This window comes from Nocardioides sp. WS12, assembly GCF_014108865.1.
GTDB lineage: Bacteria > Actinomycetota > Actinomycetes > Propionibacteriales > Nocardioidaceae > Nocardioides.
Genome location: NZ_CP053928.1, coordinates 1120438 through 1136922 on the forward strand (window position 1 = coordinate 1120438; position 16485 = coordinate 1136922).

At 68.3% G+C, this 16485-nt stretch carries 17 protein-coding genes; 16 read left to right on the plus strand and 1 reads right to left on the minus strand.

Features of this window, described 5'->3' with window-relative positions:
• Entirely contained in the window at nt 1–639 is a 639-nt protein-coding gene (locus tag HRC28_RS05165; RefSeq protein WP_182379093.1) for an MBL fold metallo-hydrolase, read from the plus strand.
• A gap of 42 nt (nt 640–681) precedes the next feature.
• Nucleotides 682–1359 carry a hypothetical protein gene (locus HRC28_RS05170; protein ID WP_182379094.1) on the plus strand — a complete coding sequence of 226 codons (678 nt, stop codon included), beginning with the start codon at nt 682–684 and terminating at the stop codon, nt 1357–1359.
• 29 nt (nt 1360–1388) lie between these two features.
• On the opposite strand, the gene HRC28_RS05175 is transcribed toward HRC28_RS05170, so the two are convergent.
• Nucleotides 1389–2330, minus strand: coding sequence for a L,D-transpeptidase family protein (locus HRC28_RS05175; RefSeq protein WP_182379095.1), 942 nt, complete (start codon nt 2328–2330; stop codon nt 1389–1391).
• A gap of 94 nt (nt 2331–2424) precedes the next feature.
• Between HRC28_RS05175 and HRC28_RS05180 the strand changes: the two genes are divergently transcribed.
• The 14 genes from HRC28_RS05180 to nuoL all read left to right on the plus strand — a co-directional run bounded on the left by HRC28_RS05180 (nt 2425) and on the right by nuoL (nt 16377).
• On the plus strand, nt 2425–3114 hold the full coding sequence (locus tag HRC28_RS05180) for a demethylmenaquinone methyltransferase (protein WP_182379096.1): 690 nt from the start codon (nt 2425–2427) through the stop codon (nt 3112–3114).
• Nucleotides 3115–3126: 12 nt separating this feature from the next.
• On the plus strand, nt 3127–3579 hold the full coding sequence (locus HRC28_RS05185) for a hypothetical protein (RefSeq protein ID WP_182379097.1): 453 nt from the start codon (nt 3127–3129) through the stop codon (nt 3577–3579).
• A gap of 365 nt (nt 3580–3944) precedes the next feature.
• Nucleotides 3945–4301, plus strand: a complete 357-nt coding sequence (locus tag HRC28_RS05190) for an NADH-quinone oxidoreductase subunit A (RefSeq protein WP_182379098.1) — start codon at nt 3945–3947, stop codon at nt 4299–4301.
• A gap of 4 nt (nt 4302–4305) precedes the next feature.
• Nucleotides 4306–4860: an NADH-quinone oxidoreductase subunit B gene (locus HRC28_RS05195; RefSeq protein WP_182379099.1), complete on the plus strand. Its 555-nt coding sequence runs from the start codon at nt 4306–4308 to the stop codon at nt 4858–4860.
• Nucleotides 4861–4970: 110 nt separating this feature from the next.
• Nucleotides 4971–5570: an NADH-quinone oxidoreductase subunit C gene (locus HRC28_RS05200; RefSeq protein WP_237111831.1), complete on the plus strand. Its 600-nt coding sequence runs from the start codon at nt 4971–4973 to the stop codon at nt 5568–5570.
• On the plus strand, nt 5567–6910 hold the full coding sequence (locus HRC28_RS05205; protein ID WP_182379100.1) for an NADH-quinone oxidoreductase subunit D: 1344 nt from the start codon (nt 5567–5569) through the stop codon (nt 6908–6910). The genes HRC28_RS05200 and HRC28_RS05205 overlap by 4 nt, the downstream gene beginning before the upstream one ends.
• Nucleotides 6907–7623 (plus strand): NADH-quinone oxidoreductase subunit NuoE, encoded by a 717-nt coding sequence (gene nuoE, locus HRC28_RS05210; RefSeq protein ID WP_182379101.1) that lies wholly within the window; start codon nt 6907–6909, stop codon nt 7621–7623. The genes HRC28_RS05205 and nuoE overlap by 4 nt, the downstream gene beginning before the upstream one ends.
• Before the next feature lie 5 nt (nt 7624–7628).
• Entirely contained in the window at nt 7629–8930 is a 1302-nt protein-coding gene (gene nuoF, locus HRC28_RS05215) for an NADH-quinone oxidoreductase subunit NuoF (protein WP_182380467.1), read from the plus strand.
• Nucleotides 8927–11371 carry an NADH-quinone oxidoreductase subunit G gene (locus HRC28_RS05220; protein ID WP_182379102.1) on the plus strand — a complete coding sequence of 815 codons (2445 nt, stop codon included), beginning with the start codon at nt 8927–8929 and terminating at the stop codon, nt 11369–11371. The genes nuoF and HRC28_RS05220 overlap by 4 nt, the downstream gene beginning before the upstream one ends.
• Nucleotides 11368–12717, plus strand: a complete 1350-nt coding sequence (gene nuoH / locus HRC28_RS05225) for an NADH-quinone oxidoreductase subunit NuoH (RefSeq protein ID WP_182379103.1) — start codon at nt 11368–11370, stop codon at nt 12715–12717. The genes HRC28_RS05220 and nuoH overlap by 4 nt, the downstream gene beginning before the upstream one ends.
• On the plus strand, nt 12710–13312 hold the full coding sequence (gene nuoI, locus HRC28_RS05230) for an NADH-quinone oxidoreductase subunit NuoI (RefSeq protein WP_202033228.1): 603 nt from the start codon (nt 12710–12712) through the stop codon (nt 13310–13312). Before nuoH ends, nuoI begins: the two co-directional genes overlap by 8 nt.
• A complete protein-coding gene (locus HRC28_RS05235; protein WP_182379105.1) occupies nt 13309–14127 on the plus strand; it encodes an NADH-quinone oxidoreductase subunit J in 819 nt (272 codons plus the stop codon). Before nuoI ends, HRC28_RS05235 begins: the two co-directional genes overlap by 4 nt.
• A complete protein-coding gene (gene nuoK / locus HRC28_RS05240; protein ID WP_141800503.1) occupies nt 14124–14417 on the plus strand; it encodes an NADH-quinone oxidoreductase subunit NuoK in 294 nt (97 codons plus the stop codon). The genes HRC28_RS05235 and nuoK overlap by 4 nt, the downstream gene beginning before the upstream one ends.
• Before the next feature lie 10 nt (nt 14418–14427).
• Nucleotides 14428–16377, plus strand: a complete 1950-nt coding sequence (gene nuoL / locus HRC28_RS05245; RefSeq protein ID WP_182379106.1) for an NADH-quinone oxidoreductase subunit L — start codon at nt 14428–14430, stop codon at nt 16375–16377.
• The last annotated feature ends 108 nt before the right edge of the window (nt 16378–16485 follow it).

Consider the following 16485-nt stretch of genomic DNA (forward strand, 5'->3'; position numbering starts at 1 on the left):
ATGCGACTGACGAAGTTCGGGCACGCCGCCGTGCGGATCGAGACCGAGGGCACCACCGTGGTGCTGGACCCGGGTTGCTGGACCCAGCGCGAGGCCGTCGACGGGGTCGACGCCGTGCTGATCACGCACGAGCACGTCGACCACTACGACCCCGAGCACCTGCGGGCGACCGACGCGCCGATCTTCACGATCGCCGCCGTGGCCGCTCAGATCAGGGACTCGGCTCCGGACGTCGCCGAACGGGTCACCGTCGTCGCGCCGGACCAGACCTGGCAGATCGGCTCCATCGGCATCCGCGCCATCGGGGAGCTGCACGCCGTGATCCACGCGGACCTGCCGCGGTTCCACAACAGCGGGTACGTCCTGACCGTGGAGGACCAGACCGTGTTCCACCCCGGCGATGCACTCACCGTGCCCGGCCTGCCGGTCGACGTACTGCTGGCGCCGGTGTGCGCGCCCTGGATGCGCGCCAGTGAGGGCGTCGACTTCGCCCGATCCGTGGGCGCTGCGCGCAACGTGGCGATCCACGACCGGATCTACTCCGGCGAGGGCCTCGGCATCATCGACGGCCAGTTCGGCCGGCTGCTCGGGGCGCGCGGCCTGGACTACGTCCGGCTGCCCGACGGTTCCGACCTGTAGGCAGGGTCCGGGACTCTCAGGTGGACCGGGCATGATGGCCCGATGCCGATCGCACGTTCTTCCCTCGCCGGTGCTGCTACCGGAGTCGTCCTTCTCGCCGGTGCCGTCGGTTTCGGCGTGGGCCTGCCGGAGGTTGTCGAGAACCCCGGCGCCACCGCCGCCGAACTGCCGACGTTGCCCGACCGCCTCGATGACCGGTTCATCGCGCTGTCGTCGGTGACCGCTGAGGACGTCAAGGCCACGACCCCCGAGGACATCGCTCAGGCAAAGGCCATCGTCGACGGGTCCGCTGAGAGCGAGAAGAAGGCCACCGCCCGCCTGGACGGCATGTACGGCGAGGTCGCCGTCCGTACCTACCTCGACATCCCGGCCACGATCGACCCCGCCGCGCAGGTGCGGCCCCCGCAGCTCGCGATCACGATCGCGCCCGGCGAGGGCGGTCCGCTCATCCCGCACGGTCCGTTCGAGTTCGACCAGTCCGGCACCCACTACGAACTCACCGAGGTTGACGGCTACCAGTGCTCGTCGATCTGGGCCGAGGCCGTCGACCCCACCACCGGTCTCCCGACCGGCGCGGAGCGGACCGGCTCGAGCTACCAGGAGGTCGAGTGCCGCACGGTGCGCGCCGGCCTGACCTATGACATCTACTCCTCAGGCGTGACGCCCGAGGAAGCGGCGCACTACCTCGGGCTGGTCCTCGAGCAGACCGCCAAGGACTGACGGTCCGCTCGAGGCTGTTCAGGGGCAGGTCAGCTCCAGTAGACGATGACCTTGTCGCCGACCTGGACCTGATTGAAGAGCCACGCCACGGCGTCGCGATCCCGCACGTTCACACATCCGTGGGAAGCGCCGTTGTAGCCGTTCGCCGCGAAGTCCGGCGAGTAGTGCACGGCCTGGCCGTCGGAGAAGAACATCGCGAACGGCATGGGCGTGTGATAGATGCTCGACACGTGGTTGGCGCTCTTGCTGTTCACGCGGAACGAGCCCTCGCGGGTCGGCAGTTCGGCTGAGCCGAACCGGACGTCGACGGTCTTGCGGACCTGGCCGTCCACGACCCAGCGCAGGGTTCGGCTGCTCTTGTCGACACACATCACGCGGCCGGTCTTGCAGCGCGGGTCGAGCGCACCTGGCTTGTTGCCACCGTTGCCCGGAGGCGGCTGATTGGTCAGCTCGGCCTTGGTCGGCACGCGGGTCATGGAGTGCAGGCGGTCGAGGGTGCGCTTGTCGACCTCGCCGGTCACCTCGAAGCCACGCTTGGCCTGGAAGCCACGGACGGCCTTGGTCGTGACGTCGCCGTAGTTGTCGGTGACGTCGCCACTGAACCAGTCGATCTGCTTGAGCCGGGCCTGGAGGTCGCGGACCTCGGGTCCACGGTCACCAGGGGAGAGCAGCGCCGGTCCGGCGGGCGGCGGACCGGGGTCCTTGGCCGGCTCGGGGTCCGGCTTGGGCTCCGCCGAGGGCTTGGGCTCCGGCGAGGGATCCGTTTCGGGGGTTGCGCCCGGATCCACCGGCTCCGACGGGTCATCCATTGCTGCGGGTTCGCCGATCGGCCCCGTGGCCCGGGGGTTCGACTCCCACGGGAGGGTGTCCTTCTGGACGGCCCAGCCGACGCCGTACGCCAGTACGGAGCACAGGGCGGCCACCAGCGTGATGAGGCTGATCCGGCGAGCGACGCGCGACTTGGTGTTCATGTCTAGGTAGACGCCACAAGGAGGCGGTTGGTTGCGAACGACTTTTGCTCACCCGGCGATCAGCCCGTCCGGCCTGCGTAGGTACGCTTCCGCGGTGGCCCGCGCAGAGCTCGACAAGCAGCCCGCCGATGTACGACGGATGTTCGACACCGTCGCGCGGCGCTATGACCTGACCAACGACATCCTCTCCTTCGGGCAGGATCGCCGCTGGCGCAAGGAAGTGCTGGAGGCCGTCGATCCGGCGTACGGCGACATGGTGCTCGACCTCGCGGCCGGCACCGGCACGTCGAGCCAGCCGTTCCGCGACGCGGGCGCGACCGTCGTACCGTGCGACTTCTCGATCGGCATGCTGCAGGTCGGCAAGTCGCAGTTCCCGCACCTGCCCTTCACCGCCGGTGACGGCACGAAGCTGCCCTTCCGCGACGCCACCTTCGACGCGGTCACCATCTCCTTCGGCCTGCGCAATATCGTCGACCCGAAGGCCGGCCTGGCCGAGCTGCGCCGCGTCACCAAGCCCGGCGGGCGCCTCGTCGTGTGCGAGTTCAGCCACCCGACCTGGTCGCCGTGGCGCACCGTCTACCTCGAGTACCTGATGAAGGCACTCCCCGCCGTCGCCACCGCGGTCTCCTCCGCGCCCGACGCCTACGTCTACCTCGCCGAGTCGATCCGCGCCTGGCCCGACCAGCGCGGCCTGGCCGACCTGATCAGCGCGGCCGGCTGGAACGCGCCCGAGTGGCGCAACCTCAGCGGCGGCATCGTCGCGATGCACCGCGCCACCGCCTGACCGATGCGGCAGGTGACCTGGACCGTTTCGCAGGACGAGTACGACACGATCTTGCGCGCTGCCGTCCTGCGCACCTTCTTCACCGTTGGCCTGCCCGGACTCCTTCTCGTCCTCGTGGTGGCACCCGTCTTCGGACTCCTCAGTGGTTGGCCTCTGGCAGCCTTCAGCGCCGTCCCCGGACTGGCGGTGCTCGGTGGAGCTCTCGTCGCCGCGCGTTCGGTCCGGCGGATGTTCGGGGCCGCGTTCCCGGTCGGTGCAACGATCACCACGGAGGCGACTGATGCGGCGTTCGTGATGCGCACGGCGTCCGGAGCGATGGAACTGCCCTGGAGTCGGATCGGACGCCACCGGGTGGGGCCGGTACTCATTGTCGCGAAGGATCGGGTCAGCCGGCATTCGATGCTGATCCCGCGCGTGCTCTTCCCTGACGAGTGGTTGCCTCGGCTCGACCCGACCGACCCCTGAACGACCTTCGTGCTGCGTGCCCGGTTGGGCCACGGCGGCGCCGTACGGCTGCCCCTCGCGGGCGCTTCGGGGTGCCGTCGTCGGCGCCCGAACAACATTCCCGTCGCGGGCGCACCTGGGCGCCGACGGCGGGACCCCGCTCCTAAGCCAGCGAGGGGCAAGCCGGGAGGCGCTGCCGTGGCCCACCCGGGCAACCCGCGCCCACAGACCCACCTTCATTTTGGCAACCCCTCCGTGCCCTAAATCCGCAGGTCAGGCCGCTCTTTCGGGTTGACCCACCCCCCTGTCGCGACCCTCCGATGGAGTGGCAGGATGTGGGCCACACCACTAGTGATTCTGTTCACAAGGTCACGAGAGGGAGGCTCATGGAGCTCTACACACCGGTTCTTGTTCTTGCCGCACTGGCCGCGCTGTTCGCGGTCGGGTCCGTGGCGATGAGCACCATGATCGGGCCGCGCCGCTACAACCGCGCGAAGCTCGACTCCTACGAATGCGGCATCGAGCCGACGCCCCAGGCGCTCAGCGGCCGTTTCCCGGTGAAGTACTACATCACCGCGATGCTCTTCATCGTCTTCGACATCGAGATCATCTTCTTGTACCCGTGGGCCCTGCACCTCGACGCCATGGCGTGGTTCGGCCTGATCGAGATGGTCCTGTTCATCGCCACTGTCTTTGTCGCGTACGCCTATGTGTGGCGCCGCGGCGGATTGGATTGGGACTAGTTCCATGGGAGTAGAAGAAAAGCTGCCCAGCGGCGTCCTGCTGACCACGGTCGAGGGACTGGCCGGCTACATGCGCAAGGCCAGCTTCTGGCCCGCGACGTTCGGCCTCGCCTGCTGCGCCATCGAGATGATGACGTCGGGTGGTCCGAAGTACGACCTCGCCCGGTTCGGCATGGAGGTCTTCCGGGCCAGCCCGCGCCAGGCCGACCTGATGATCGTCGCCGGCCGGGTGAGCAACAAGATGGCCCCGGTCCTGCGCCAGATCTACGACCAGATGGCCGAGCCCAAGTGGGTGCTCGCCATGGGCGTGTGCGCCAGCAGCGGCGGCATGTTCAACAACTACGCGATCGTGCAGGGCGTCGACCACGTCGTGCCCGTCGACATGTACCTCCCCGGCTGCCCGCCGCGTCCGGAGATGCTGATCGACGCGATCCTCAAGCTGCACGACAAGGTCCAGTCCACGCCGCTCGGCGCGAACCGCCTGGCCCAGATCCGCGAGATGGAAGCCGAGGGCCTCGTTGCAGTGCCCACCGGTGACATGAGGGGAATGCTCCGGTGACGGTCTCGACAGGCTCGACCAACGGCGAAGGCTCGACCAACGGTGGCGAGTTGACGCCCGAGGAGACGGCCGCACCCGTCGAGGTGCGTGCGGTCGGAGAACGCCAGGGCATGTTCGGCGTCCGAGGTACCGGTGACACCAGCGGCTTCGGCGGACTGGTCGCGCCCGTCGTACTCCCGACGGCCGCGCAGCGGCCCTTCGGTGGCTGGTTCGACACGGTGGCGGACAAGCTGGACGCGCTCATCGAGAGCGTGGTCATCCACCGCGGGGAGATCACCTTCCACGTCCACCGCGACAATCTGCTCGCCGTGGCGAAGTTGCTGCGGGACGACCCGGCGCTGCGGTTCGAGTTCCTTTCGGGCGTCAGCGCGGTCCACTACCCCGGCGACACCGGCCGCGAGCTGCACGCGGTCTATCACTTCATGTCCTACACGTGGAACCGCCGGATCCGCGTCGAGAGCAGCGCTCCCGACGGCGACGCCCACTTCCCGAGCCTGGTGCCGCTGTACCCCGCAGCCGACTGGCACGAGCGCGAGACGTGGGACATGTTCGGGATCATCTTCGACGGCCACCCGGCCCTGACCCGGATCCTGATGCCCGACGACTGGCCGGGCCACCCGCAGCGCAAGGACTATCCCCTCGGCGGCATCCCCGTCGAGTACAAGGGCGCCACCATCGCACCCCCGGACCAGCGGAGGTCCTACTCATGACGACCGATCAGGACTTCTACGCCGGCACCGGCGAGACCGGCGACGGGAAGGTCTTCACCGTCACCGGCCAGGACTGGAGCGCGATCGCTTCGGGTCTGGGGGAGGGCGACGCCGCGGAGCGGGTCGTCGTCAACATGGGCCCGCAGCACCCGTCGACCCATGGCGTGCTCCGGCTGATCCTCGAGATCGAGGGCGAGACGGTCACCGAGGCCCGTTGTGGCATCGGCTACCTCCACACCGGCATCGAGAAGAACATGGAGTACCGCTCCTGGGTGCAGGGCGTCACGTTCTGCACGCGGATGGACTACCTCTCGCCGTTCTACAACGAGATGACGTACGTCCTGGGCGTCGAGCGACTGCTCGACATCGAGGACGACATCCCCGAGAAGGCCCAGATCATGCGGGTCCTGCTCATGGAGCTCAACCGGATCTCCTCCCACCTGGTCTGCATCGCGACCGGCGGCATGGAGATCGGCGCGCTGACTGTCATGACCATCGGCTTCCGTGAGCGCGAGCTGGTCCTCGACCTGTTCGAGCTGATCACCGGCCTGCGGATGAACCACGCGTTCATCCGTCCCGGCGGTGTCGCGCAGGACCTGCCGCCCGGCGCCCTCGATGACATCCGTTCCTTCGTCGCCCTGATGAAGAAGCGGCTGCCCGAGTACGCCGCGCTCTGCAACGCGAACCCGATCTTCAAGGCCCGCCTCGTCGACGTCGGCCACCTCGACCTCGAGGGCTGCATGGCGCTCGGCCTCACCGGCCCGGTCCTGCGCAGCACCGGTTACGGCTTCGACCTGCGCAAGGCCCAGCCCTACAGCGGTTACGAGACCTACGACTTCGACGTGCAGACGTGGGACACCGCCGATTCCTACGGCCGGTTCCGCGTTCGCCTCAACGAGATGTGGGAGTCGCTGCGCATCATCGAGCAGGCTGCCGACCGCCTCGCAAAGCTCGAAGGTGCGCCGGTGATGGTCGGCGACAAGAAGATCGCCTGGCCCAGCCAGCTGTCCATCGGCAGCGACGGCATGGGCAACAGCCTCGACCACATCCGCCACATCATGGGTGAGTCGATGGAAGCACTGATCCACCACTTCAAGCTCGTCACCGAGGGCTTCCGGGTCCCCGCCGGTCAGGCCTACGTGCCGGTCGAGTCGCCCCGCGGCGAGCTCGGTGCCCACGTCGTCTCCGACGGCGGCACCCGCCCGTTCCGGGCGCACTTCCGCGATCCCTCGTTCAACAATCTCCAGGCGATGGGCGTCATGAGCGAAGGCGGCCAGATCGCTGACGTCATCGTCGCGATCGCCAGCATCGACCCCGTCATGGGAGGCGTGGACAGATGAGCACCCCACCGATCGACGAGAAGACGCTCGCCGAACTCCGCGAGATCTCCGAGCGATACCCGGAGCCGCGCTCGGGCCTGCTGCCGATGCTGCACCTCGTGCAGTCGGTGCAGGGACGCGTCACCCCGGAAGGGATCGAGGCCTGCGCCGCGGTCCTCGACATCAGTGCCGCCGAAGTCAGCGGCGTCGCGACCTTCTACACGATGTACAAGCGCCACGGCGTCGGCGACTACCACGTCGGCGTGTGCACCAACACGCTCTGCGCGGTGATGGGTGGCGACGAGATCTTCGCCCGTCTCAAGGACCACCTCGAGATCGGCAACGACGAGGTCGCCGTACAACGGCAGGGTGACTCGAAGACGGTCAGCCTCGAGCACATCGAGTGCAACGCGGCCTGCGACTTCGCCCCGGTGATGATGGTCAACTGGGAGTTCATGGACAACCAGACGCCCGAGTCGGCGGTCCAGATGGTCGAGTCGCTGCGCGCCGGACACGACGTGTCCTCGACCCGTGGCCCGAAACTCTGCAGTTGGCGCGAGGCCGAGCGTGTGCTCGCCGGCTTCCCCGACGGCCGCGTCGACGAAGGCCCCACGGCCGGACCGGCCAGCCTCGCGGGCCTCAAGATCGCGCGCGAGCGCGGCTGGACGGCACCGGACGCACCCGCGACTCCGGCGATCGAAGCCAGGCCCGCGGCCAAGGAGGCGGACAAGTGAGCGACATGCTGACGCCGGTCCTCACGGACATGTGGGACGTCGAGCGGGGCTGGAAGCTGGCGCCGTACGAGTCCAAGGGCGGGTACGCCGCTCTCGACATCGCGTTCGGCATGAGCCAGGACGACGTCATCACCGCCGTCAAGGACAGCGGCCTTCGTGGCCGTGGTGGTGCCGGCTTCCCGACCGGCATGAAGTGGTCGTTCATCCCGCAGGACAACCCGCGGCCCAAGTACCTCGTGGTCAATGCCGACGAGTCGGAGCCGGGCACCTGCAAGGACATCCCTTTGATGATGGGCAACCCCCATGTCCTCGTCGAGGGCGTCATCATCAGCTCGTACGCCATTCGCGCGAACAAGGCGTTCATCTACATCCGCGGCGAGGTCCTGCACGTCATCCGTCGCGTCCAGGCGGCCGTCGAAGAGGCGTACGCCGCCGGCCACCTCGGCAAGAACATCCACGGCTCGGGCTACGACCTCGACGTGGTCGTTCACGCCGGGGCCGGTGCCTACATCTGTGGCGAGGAGACCGCGCTGCTCGAGGGCCTCGAGGGTCGCCGCGGCCAGCCGCGTCTGCGCCCGCCGTTCCCCGCCGTTGCGGGCCTCTACGCCAGCCCGACGGTGATCAACAACGTCGAGTCCATCGCCTCGGTCCCGGCCATCGTGAAGAACGGTGCCGCCTGGTTCGCCTCGATGGGCACCGAGAAGTCCAAGGGCCACGGCATCTTCTCGCTGTCCGGCCACGTCGAGAAGCCCGGCCAGTACGAAGCGCCGCTCGGCATCACGCTGCGCGAACTGCTCGACCTGGCCGGCGGCATCCGCAACGGCCACGAGCTGAAGTTCTGGACGCCCGGTGGCTCCAGCACCCCGCTGCTCACGGCCGAGCACCTCGACATCGCCCTCGACTTCGAGGGTGTCGGTGCGGTCGGCTCCATGCTCGGCACCCGCGCCCTGCAGATCTTCGACGAGACCGTCTGCGTCGTGCGTGCGGTGCTGCGCTGGACCGAGTTCTACAAGCACGAGTCCTGCGGCAAGTGCACCCCGTGCCGCGAAGGCACGTGGTGGCTGGTGCAGGCGCTCACGCGTCTGGAGAACGGCCAGGGCTCCGAGGCCGACCTCGACCAGTTGCTCGACCAGTGCGACAACATCCTGGGTCGCTCGTTCTGTGCGCTCGGTGACGGTGCCACGAGCCCGATCTCCAGTTCCATCGCGCACTTCCGCGAGGAGTACCTCGCGCACCTGTCGCACGGCGGGTGCCCGTTCGACGTGGCGAAGTCCACCGCCTGGGCCGGTACGGAGGTCAGCGCATGAGTGTCTCGACAGGCTCGACAACCGGAGCAGTGGAGAAGACCGATCTGGTCACCGTCACCATCGACGGCGTCCAGGTCAGCGTCCCCAAGGACACCCTGGTCATCCGCGCTGCCGAGCAGATCGGCGTGCAGATCCCGCGGTTCTGCGACCACCCGCTGCTCGCACCCGCCGGTGCGTGCCGCCAGTGTCTGGTCGACGTACCCGACGCCGGCAACGGTCGGGGATTCCCCAAGCCGCAGGCGTCCTGCACGCTCCCGGTCGCAGAGGGCATGGTCGTCAGCACCCAGGAGTCCAGCCCCGTGGCCGACAAGGCGCAGCGCGGTGTCATGGAGCTCCTGCTCATCAATCACCCGCTGGACTGCCCCGTCTGCGACAAGGGCGGCGAGTGCCCCCTGCAGAACCAGGCGATGTCCAACGGGCAGGGCGAGTCGCGGTTCTCCGATGACCGCAACCGCGGCGTGAAGCGCACCTTCCCGAAGCCGATCAACCTGTCGCCGACGGTCCTGCTGGACCGCGAGCGCTGCATCGTCTGCCAGCGCTGCACGCGTTTTGCCGACGAGATTGCCGGCGACCCGTTCATCGAGCTCCTCGAGCGCGGCGCGCAGCAGCAGATCGGCATCGCCGAGGACGCGCCGTTCCTGTCGTACTTCTCCGGCAACGTGATCCAGATCTGCCCGGTCGGCGCACTCACCTCCGAGCAGTACCGGTTCCGGTCCCGTCCGTTCGACCTCGTCTCGACGCCCGGTGTGGCCGAGCACGACGCCTGCGGCTCGGCGATCCGGATCGACCACCGTCGCGGCAAGGTGCTCCGTCGCCAGTCCGGCAACGACCCGGCGGTCAACGAGGAGTGGATCACCGACAAGGACCGCTTCGCGTTCGCCTACGCGCAGTCCGACGACCGCCTCACGTATCCGCAGGTCCGCGATGAGGACGGCAGCCTCCGTCCCGCGTCGTGGCCCGAGGCCTTCGCCGTCGCAGCCCGCGGGCTTGCCGCGGCGAAGCAGGCCGGCGGCGTCGGCGTACTCACCGGTGGGCGGCTGTCCGTCGAGGATGCCTACGCCTACAGCAAGTTCGCCCGGGTCGCGCTCGGCACCAACGACATCGACTTCCGCGCTCGTCCGCTGTCGGCCGAGGAAGCCTCCTTCCTCGCCTCGTCGGTCGCGCTGACCGGCCCCGGCTTCGGCGGCGTGACGTACGACGACCTCGAGTCCGCCACGAAGGTGGTCCTCGTGGGTCTGGAGCCTGAGGACGAGGCCGGCGTGATCTTCCTGCGGCTGCGCAAGTCCGTGCTGGCTGGTGGCACCGAGGTGATCAGCCTGGCGCCGTACACGACGCGCGGGCTGGCCAAACTGTCCGCTCGCGTCATCCCGACCGTTCCCGGTGCCGAGGTCACGGGCCTCAGCGACCTGGCCGGCGAACTCGACGCGGGCACCGTGCTGCTCGTGGGTGAGCGCCTCGCCACGATCCCCGGGGCCCTGGCCGGAGCGGCTGATGTCGCTGCCTCCAGCGGTGCGCGCCTGGCGTGGGTCCCGCGTCGCGCCGGTGACCGCGGTGCCGTCGAGGCCGGTTGCCTGCCGAACCTGCTCCCCGGTGGACGCCCGGTCGCTGTGGCCGACGCCCGGATCGATGTCGCCGCTGCCTGGGGTGTCGACTCCTTGCCCGAGACCGCCGGTCGTGACGCGGACGGCATCGTCGCCGCGCTCGGCGCCGGTGACCTCAACGGACTCGTCATCGCGGGCGTCGACCCCGACGACACGGCCGATCCAGCGGCCACCCGCGCCGCGATCGCTGCCGCCGACTTCGTCGTAGCGTTCGACCTGCGCAGCACCGAGGTGACCGACGCCGCCGACGTGGTGTTCCCGGTCGCTCCGACCACCGACAAGTCGGGCACCTTCGTCAACTGGGAAGGACGGGTGCGGCCTTGGGAGGTCGCCCTGCGCAACCCGGCTTCGCTGCCCGAACTGCGTGCGCTTGCCGGCATTGCCGAGGAACTCGGCGCGTCGCTCGGGTTCCGGACCGTCGACGAGGCCCGGGCCGAGATGTCGCAGCTGGGGCCCTGGGACGGTGCGCGTCCCGCGCTGGAGCTCGCGACGAAGAAGGCCACCAAGAAGGCCGCGAAGAAGCCTGCCCAGGGCGGCGTCACCATCGTCCTGGCCACCTGGAAGCAGTTGCTCGACAACGGTTCGCTGCAGGACGGCGACAAGTACCTCAAGGCAACCGCCCGGACGCCGGTGGCGTTGGTGACCCGGGAGATCTACGACGCCCACGGGCCGACCGTCACCCTGACCGGCGATCGCGGTTCGGTGACCTTGCCGGCCGAGATCTCTGACGACCTGGTCGACGGCGTGGTCTGGGTGCCGGCGAACTCCGTCGGGAACGGCGTCCTCGCTGACCTCGCCTCGCCGGGTTCGGCTGTCACGATCACGGGAGGTGCGGCATGAACACCGGACTCAGTGCTTTCGGCAAGGACGTCTGGTGGGTGATCGGCCTCAAGACCCTGCTGGTCTTCCTGGTGCTGGTGCTCCTGACCCTGTTCAACATCTGGCTGGAGCGCCGGGTCGTGGCCCGGATGCAGCACCGGATCGGCCCCAACGTGCACGGCCCCTTCGGCCTCCTGCAGTCCCTGGCCGACGGTGTGAAGCTGGCGTTCAAGGAGGACCTGATCCCGAAGGCCGCCGACAAGGTGGTCTTCGTGCTGGCGCCGGTGATCTGTGTGGTGCCGGCCTTCGTCACCTTCGCGGTCATCCCCTTCGGCCCCGAGGTGAGCTTCTTCGGTGAGCGGACCCCGCTCCAGCTCACCGACATGCCGGTCGCCGTGCTCTTCGCGATGGCGATCGCCTCGATCGGGATCTACGGCATCGTCCTCGGTGGCTGGTCCAGCGGGTCGACGTACTCGCTGCTGGGTGGGCTGCGCTCGAGCGCGCAGATGATCTCCTACGAAGTCGCCATGGGCCTCGCGCTCGTCGCGGTCTTCATGTACGCCGGCTCGATGTCCACGAGCGAGATCGTGGCCGCGCAGGGCGACGTCTGGTTCGGCCTGATCCTGCTGCCGTCGTTCGTCATCTACTCGATCGCGATGGTCGGCGAGACCAACCGTGCGCCCTTTGACCTCCCGGAGGCCGAGGGCGAATTGGTCGGCGGCTTCCACACGGAGTACTCCAGCCTGAAGTTCGCCCTGTTCTTCCTCGCCGAGTACATCAACATGGCGACCGTCTCGGCCCTGGCCACCACGCTGTTCCTCGGCGGCTGGCACGCGCCGTTCTGGATCGACGAGGTCTGGGCGGGCGCCAACGAGGGCTACTGGCCGGTGCTGTGGTTCTTCGGCAAGGTCTTCTTCTTCATCTTCGTGTTCATCTGGCTGCGCGGCTCGCTCCCGCGGTTGCGCTATGACCAGTTCATGGCCTTCGGCTGGAAGCGGCTGATCCCGATCGCACTGGTCTGGATCATCGCGGTCGCCACCATGCGCGTCGCCCGCAACGAGGGTGTTTTCGACGGCGGCTTCAGCGGCAACCCGCAGTTCTGGATGGTCGCCATCGGCGTGGTCCTGGTCGTCATGTTGCTCACGTTCCTGATCCCCGAGGGCAAGGACGACTCCGCGATCGTGTCCGTCACGACCCCGCGGCCCGGGGGCTACCCCGTGCCGCCGATGCCGACCGGTGGAGCCGTTCAGGGCGCCGCCGCGCCGCTGACCTTCCGGTCCGACGTCCACCCGGCCGACAACACCGCGGACAACACCACCGACAACCCGGCCGACAACCCAATGGATGCAGGGGTACCCCATGGCTGACCAGAACGGCCCCACGCTCAAGGAGCAGCTCTGGGACCCGGTTGCCGGGTTCGGAGTGACCTTCCGGACGATGTTCCGCAAGGTCGTCACCGAGCAGTACCCGAAGGAGAAGTTCCCGACGGCACCGCGCTTCCACGGCCGGCACCAGCTCAACCGCTGGCCCGACGGGCTCGAGAAGTGCATCGGTTGCGAACTGTGCGCGTGGGCCTGCCCTGCGGACGCGATCTACGTCGAGGGCGCCGAGAACGTCGACGGCGAGGGTGACGAGTCGGCCCGGTTCTCTGCCGGCGAGCGCTACGGCCGCGTCTACCAGATCAACTACCTGCGCTGCATCCTCTGCGGCCTGTGCATCGAGGCGTGCCCGACGCGGGCGCTCACGATGACCAACGAGTACGAACTGGCCGACGACAACCGCGCTGACCTGATCTACGAGAAGTCCGACCTGCTGGCTCCGCTGCTGCCCGGCATGCAGCAGCCGCCGCACGAGATGCAGCTCGGCAAGGACGACCTGGCCTACTACCGCGGGGACTTCGCGGCCCCGATCCCGGTGCCGACAGTGCCGGCGACGGACGGCGTCGAAGGGGGCCACGCATGACCGCGTTCTGGGTCCTCGCCCCGATCATGGTGCTGGCCGCGCTCGGCCTGCTGTTCGTCCGCAAGGCCGTGCACGCCGCGATGTTGCTGGCCGTCGTGATGATCAGCCTGGCCGTGCTGTACGCCGTCCTGGAGGCACCGTTCCTCTTCGCGGTGCAGATCATCGTCTACACAGGCGCGATCCTGATGTTGTTCCTCTTCGTGCTGATGCTGGTCGGCGTCGATGCCTCCGACTCCCTGGTCGAGACGATCAAGGGCCAGCGCGCGCTGTCCTGGTTCGTCGGCCTGGCCTTCGCCGTGATCATGATCGTCGGCCTGACCCAGCTGACCTTCGGTACGGCGGTCGGGCTCGACGACGCGAACAAGGGCGGCAACGTCCAGGCGCTCGCCAACCTGCTCTTCTCCCGCTACGTCTTCGTGTTCGAGACCACCAGCGCCCTGCTGATCACCGCCGCGGTCGGCGCGATGGTGCTCGCGCACCGCGAGCGGCTCACCCCGCGTCGTACGCAGCACGAGATCGCGGCCGAGCGGATCCGGGCCTACGCCGAGACCGGCGCCCACCTCGGACCGCTGCCCCCACCGGGCGTCTACGCCCGGCACAACGCCGTCGACACGCCCGCCCTGTTGCCCGACGGGAGCCCGGCTGCGGCGTCGGTGTCCCGGGTGCTCGCGGCCCGCGGCACGATGCGGCCGGCCGGACTGCGCGACATCGACAAAATGCAGGCGCAGATCGGTGAGGGTTCCGGCGAGTTGACCGCCAAGCCCGACGCTGCCGCGACCTCCGACACCGCCGAGACCGGGGAGGACCCGAAGTGACCGAGTACGTCGTCCTGTCGGCGATCCTGTTCACGATCGGATCGATCGGGGTGCTGACCCGCCGCAACGCGATCGTGGTGTTCATGTGCGTCGAGTTGATGCTCAACGCCTGCAACCTGGCCTTCGTGGCGTTCGCGCGCCAACACGGCAACCTCGACGGCCAGATCGCCGCCTTCTTCGTGATGGTGGTGGCTGCGGCCGAGGTCGTCGTCGGACTCGCGATCATCATGACCATCTTCCGGACTCGTCGCTCGGCCTCGGTCGACGACGCGAGCCTGCTGAAGTTCTGAGGACCGGACCATGAACGCTCTCTCTGCTGTCGCGCTCGCCTCGAGCGAGACCCACATCCCTGTTGTTGCTCCCAGCGAGGCCGACGGCATCTTCAGCCTGCTGTGGCTGATCATCGCGCTGCCGCTGTTCGGCGCCACGGTGCTCCTGCTGCTCGGCAATCGCCGGACCAAGGCCTACGGCCACTGGATCGGGCTGGCGACGATCACCGGCTCCTTCGTGCTCAGCCTGGTGATGTTCCTGCAGTTGCTCGGCCGCGACGAGGGTGACCGCCAGGTCGCCAGGCACCTGTGGACCTGGATCGAGGCCGGTCACCTCGACGTCGGACTCGACCTGCTCTACGACCCGCTGTCCTCGCTGTTCCTGCTGCTGATCACGGGGGTCGGTGCGCTGATCCACCTGTACTCCGTCGGCTACATGGAGCACGACCCGCGCCGCTCCCGGTTCTTCGCCTACCTCAACCTGTTCGTCGCCGCGATGCTGATGCTCGTCCTCGCGGAGAACTACGTCGGACTGTTCCTCGGCTGGGAAGGCGTCGGCCTGGCGTCGTACCTCCTGATCGGGTTCTGGCAGCACAAGCCGTCCGCAGCGGCGGCCGCCAAGAAGGCCTTCGTCATCAACCGGGTCGGCGACATGGGCCTGGGCCTGGCGATCTTCCTGATGTTCGTGACCTTCGGTACGACGAGCTTCAGCGGCGTCAGCTTGCTTGCCGGAGGTGCCTCCGAGAACACGCTGACCTGGATCGGCGTCCTGCTCCTCGTCGGTGCCTGCGGCAAGTCCGCGCAGGTGCCGCTGCAGTCCTGGCTGCTCGACGCGATGGAGGGCCCGACCCCCGTCTCGGCCCTGATCCACGCGGCGACCATGGTCACGGCCGGTGTCTACCTCGTGGTCCGCTCCAACTTCATCTTCGAGCTCGCGCCGAACGCCCAGACCGCGGTGGTCATCGTGGCCACGGTGACGCTCCTGTGGGGCGCGATCATCGGTTGCGCGAAGGACGACATCAAGAAGGCCCTGGCCGGTTCCACGATGAGCCAGATCGGCTACATGATGCTCGGCGCCGGTCTCGGTGTCGCGGGCTACGCCTTCGCGATCTTCCACCTGCTGACGCACGGCTTCTTCAAGGCCAACATGTTCCTCGGCGCCGGTTCGGTGATGCACGCGATGGACGACGACGTGGACATGCGCCACTACGGCGCGCTGAACAAGCTGCTGCCCGTCACCTTCCTGACCTTCGCCATGGGCTACCTCGCGATCATCGGTTTCCCGCCGTTCTCGGGGTTCTGGTCCAAGGACAAGATCATCGAGGTCGCGCTGATCGAGAACCCGATCGTCGGCATCTGTGCCCTCCTCGGCGCCGGCATCACGGGCTTCTACATGACCCGCCTCATGCTGATGACGTACTTCACCCAGAAGCGCTGGGAGAAGGGCGTGCACCCGCACGAGAGCCCGAAGGTGATGACGATCCCGCTCATCGTCCTCGCCGCGCTGTCGGTCCTCGGTGGCCTGATGCTCGCCAGCAACTGGATCGTCGAGTGGCTCAGTCCGGTGGTCGGCCACGCCGAGCACCACGAGCCCCCGATCCCGGTCATCGTGATCACACTGATCACCGTTGCGGTGGTCGCTGTGGGTGTCGGTCTCGCCTGGTTCCTCGTCGGCAAGCAGGACGTCCCGCGGACCGCCCCGACCGACGTCTCCTTCGCCACCAAGGCGGCCCGTGCCGACCTGTACGGCGACGCGATCAACGAAGGGCTCGTGGTCACGCCCGGCAAGGCCACCGTCACCGCGCTGGTGGCCGGTGACCGGACGCTCGTCGACGGCGCCTTCACGGGCGGTTCGACGATCCTCACCGGAACCGGTGAATGGGTCCGGCGCCTGCAGAACGGCTACGTCCGCACCTACGCACTGTCCATCCTCGTGGGCGCGGTCATCCTCGTCCTGACCCTCGTGGCGGTGAACTTGTGACCCTCCTCGGAGACACTCGAGCCCTGAGCGCGCCCATGGCGCGCACCTCGCTGCGTTGGCGACGCTCGACTAGCGGTCAGGCTGGCCTTCGCGCCGCCGCCTTGCGAT

Bases quoted from the DNA above. Each gene is read 5' to 3' on its own strand.
- nuoI (WP_202033228.1), top strand. From the start codon at position 12,710: ATGGCTGACCAGAACGGCCCCACGCTCAAGGAGCAGCTCTGGGACCCG.
- HRC28_RS05170 (WP_182379094.1), top strand. From the start codon at position 682: ATGCCGATCGCACGTTCTTCCCTCGCCGGTGCTGCTACCGGAGTCGTC.
- HRC28_RS05165 (WP_182379093.1), top strand. From the start codon at position 1: ATGCGACTGACGAAGTTCGGGCACGCCGCCGTGCGGATCGAGACCGAG.
- HRC28_RS05235 (WP_182379105.1), top strand. From the start codon at position 13,309: ATGACCGCGTTCTGGGTCCTCGCCCCGATCATGGTGCTGGCCGCGCTC.
- nuoE (WP_182379101.1), top strand. From the start codon at position 6,907: ATGAGCACCCCACCGATCGACGAGAAGACGCTCGCCGAACTCCGCGAG.
- nuoL (WP_182379106.1), top strand. From the start codon at position 14,428: ATGAACGCTCTCTCTGCTGTCGCGCTCGCCTCGAGCGAGACCCACATC.
- HRC28_RS05200 (WP_237111831.1), top strand. From the start codon at position 4,971: ATGTTCGGCGTCCGAGGTACCGGTGACACCAGCGGCTTCGGCGGACTG.
- HRC28_RS05205 (WP_182379100.1), top strand. From the start codon at position 5,567: ATGACGACCGATCAGGACTTCTACGCCGGCACCGGCGAGACCGGCGAC.
- HRC28_RS05190 (WP_182379098.1), top strand. From the start codon at position 3,945: ATGGAGCTCTACACACCGGTTCTTGTTCTTGCCGCACTGGCCGCGCTG.
- nuoH (WP_182379103.1), top strand. From the start codon at position 11,368: ATGAACACCGGACTCAGTGCTTTCGGCAAGGACGTCTGGTGGGTGATC.
- HRC28_RS05195 (WP_182379099.1), top strand. From the start codon at position 4,306: ATGGGAGTAGAAGAAAAGCTGCCCAGCGGCGTCCTGCTGACCACGGTC.
- HRC28_RS05175 (WP_182379095.1), bottom strand. From the start codon at position 2,330: ATGAACACCAAGTCGCGCGTCGCTCGCCGGATCAGCCTCATCACGCTG.
- HRC28_RS05220 (WP_182379102.1), top strand. From the start codon at position 8,927: ATGAGTGTCTCGACAGGCTCGACAACCGGAGCAGTGGAGAAGACCGAT.
- nuoF (WP_182380467.1), top strand. From the start codon at position 7,629: ATGCTGACGCCGGTCCTCACGGACATGTGGGACGTCGAGCGGGGCTGG.